We start from the raw sequence: 2,640 nt of genomic DNA, 5'->3' as shown, positions 1-2,640 counted from the left end.
GCGGCACAGTTATTTTCACTGGTAAAGAGAGGGGTTGTTTGAGAGCGCTTTCTGTTTAGCCGCATGTTTTCTCTATTCAGAGCGTAGTCAGTAGATTCCTGCTCTCGCCTAGGTCCGGCTGGAATGACGACTAAAAATATGCGGTGAATTTGGGATAGATATTGAAACTAAACGCGGCAAAGTTTAACTCTTCCCCTTTATAGATAAAGCCACTTGGTAGAAGAAGCCGATATAAGGGGAAGTTGGATCTGTCTCTTCTACACAAGTAATAATTTGAGGAACTTTAATTTTATTCAGCGATCAGATCTCCTAATAGCGAAAAAAATTAGGATGAGATAATGATTGCAAACTCTGTTGAATGGGTTCAAACAAACTTTGGTAAAGCTGAATTAGGTGACAAAAGAAGAACAAAACGGTTGGTTACTTTTGTTACCGATTTAGTCAGTAATATTGGTATGTCAGTTGTAAAATCTTCACAAACTTCGGATAAAATTGAAGCAGCTTATCGTTTGATTCGAAATAATAATGTTAAATCTCAAGATATTGAAACATCAGCATTTAATGCAACTGCCGAGCTAGTTAATGAGTATGATTTATTGCTTGCACTAGAAGATACAACATCTCTTAATTTTAGTTATAAATCAGTTAACTCTGAGCTAGGCCCTTTAGGGCATAGCACAAAAGCTAGAGGTATATTAGCTCATTCAGTGTTGCTATTTGCGCCAAATGAACAAAATGTAGTGGGACTTATCGAACAACAACGTTGGTGTCGAGAGCTGGCTTCTCATGGAAGAGGTGATCATCACTTAACATATAAATACGAAGATAAGGAAAGCTTTAAATGGCAGCGAGCTTCGCTGCATGTCGCCAAGCGACTTGGGAAAAACATGGATAAAGTAATATCTGTTTGTGACCGCGAAGCAGATATTTATGAATATCTTCGTTATAAAACTCAAAACAATCATCGTTTTGTTGTTCGTTCAATGCAAAGCCGTCGGATATTGGAAGGAGCTAATAAGCTCTATTCTTTTTCAGAAAACCTAATTAGTGTTGGTCAGAGAACCATTTGTATATCACAAAGAGGGTCAACTAATAATTCTGCTGCTCGCAAAAAAAGGTTGGTTAGTTGTGAGATAAAATACTCACCCGTTACATTGAAAGTTCCTGGAAATAAGAGTGGTAATTTTGAAGATATAAGTCTTTATTATGTTGGCTGTCATGAAAAATCAAAAGGCGTTAAAACGCCATTACGATGGCACTTATTGACTTCAGAAAAAGTTGTTAATGCAGATGATGCTAAACGAGTTATAGAGTTTTATGAAAAAAGGTGGTTAATTGAGGATTTTCATAAAGCATGGAAATCAGGAGGTACAAAAGTCGAATCATTGCGAATGCAAACAAAAGAAAGTCTTGAAAAAATGGCTGTAATATTTGCATTTATAGCAGTTAGAATTCAACAGCTTAGATATATGGGGTTAAACGAAGTTAAAGCTAAAGATACAAGCTGCGAAACCTTGTTAACTCCATTGGAATGGAAATTACTTTGGATAAAAGTTGAAGGTATAAAACCTCCAGAAATAACGCCCAATATACATTGGGCTTACACGCGTCTTGGTCTTCTAGCTGGTTGGAACGATAGTAAACAAACTGGACGAATTGGTTGGATCACTTTGTGGGAAGGATGGTTTAAGTTACAAACATTGGTTGAAGGATATCGACTAACTCAAAGGTTCATCATTGATTTGTGATCAAGAGACAGTTCTTTGATGCCCTTTTCTAAGCCGTATTGAATCACTTGCAAAATTGCCGGAATAGCAGGGTAATTTCCGCGTGCTTTTTGATTGGCCTTTTTCGCCGCTTGTTCAAAAATCACTTTGCGACCCAAACCGGTATTCGCCAATAATTTCTCTTTAATGTCTGACTTACCTTTACGTTTCGACTTTGAGATAAATTCTTGTGCTGCTTGCAATAAAATTGATGAAGGCACACAAGCATCAGCCAACCCGAGTTTTAATGCTTTTTTGGCTCGAACTTGTTTGCCCGTTAAGATCATATCCAGGCTATCCAGTAAACCAATCAAACGAGGTAAACGTTGTGTGCCACCCGAGCCTGGTAATAAACCTAACTGTACTTCTGGCAAGCCTAAACGCGTAATATCTGAGTCACTACACACACGGTAATCACACGCCAAAGCCAGCTCTAACCCACCGCCCAAACAAGGGCCATGAATGGCAGCCACCACAGTGAAAGGCAGCGCAGCCAGACGATTAAACATCTCTTGACCTTGAGAGGCTAACCCTTCAGCTTCTTGCGCCGATTGGCTAGCATCGAGCATGCGCTCGTCCGCACCTGCAATGAAGTTATCCGGCTTTAGAGAATGGACGATCATGCCTTTGATCGATGAACGCTTTTCATCGAGTTGCTTAAACACCGCTTCCATTTGTTCTGCAAATTGCGCTTGCAGCGTGTTCATCTTTTCATTCGGAACATCAACCGCTAGCCAAGCGATTTGATTATCATCGATGGATAAAGTGAAGGCTTGTTTTGAACTCACTTGGCTTTCCGAAACGCTTGAACTTTCTGAAACGCTTGAAGTGGAAACTTGATTATCGGTTGTCATGATTACTTCTCTCCTTGCGT

At 39.5% G+C, this 2,640-nt stretch carries 2 protein-coding genes; one reads left to right on the top strand and one right to left on the bottom strand.

Annotated elements, in window-relative coordinates:
- The first annotated feature begins 338 nt into the window (after positions 1 to 338).
- Positions 339 to 1,748, top strand: a complete 1,410-nt coding sequence (locus ACK5NH_RS16840) for an IS4 family transposase (protein WP_416921937.1) — start codon at positions 339 to 341, stop codon at positions 1,746 to 1,748.
- Here ACK5NH_RS16840 and ACK5NH_RS16835 read toward each other — a convergent pair.
- A complete protein-coding gene (locus tag ACK5NH_RS16835; RefSeq protein ID WP_416921935.1) occupies positions 1,724 to 2,620 on the bottom strand; it encodes an enoyl-CoA hydratase-related protein in 897 nt (298 codons plus the stop codon). The two genes, ACK5NH_RS16840 and ACK5NH_RS16835, sit on opposite strands and share 25 nt — an antisense overlap.
- Positions 2,621 to 2,640: the final 20 nt, after the last annotated feature.

Origin of the sequence: Shewanella sp. (genome assembly GCF_047975355.1) — a bacterium.
Lineage (GTDB): Bacteria > Pseudomonadota > Gammaproteobacteria > Enterobacterales > Shewanellaceae > Shewanella.
The sequence above is the reverse complement of the archived record's forward strand: the minus strand, read 5'-3'. Positions and strand labels throughout refer to the sequence as shown.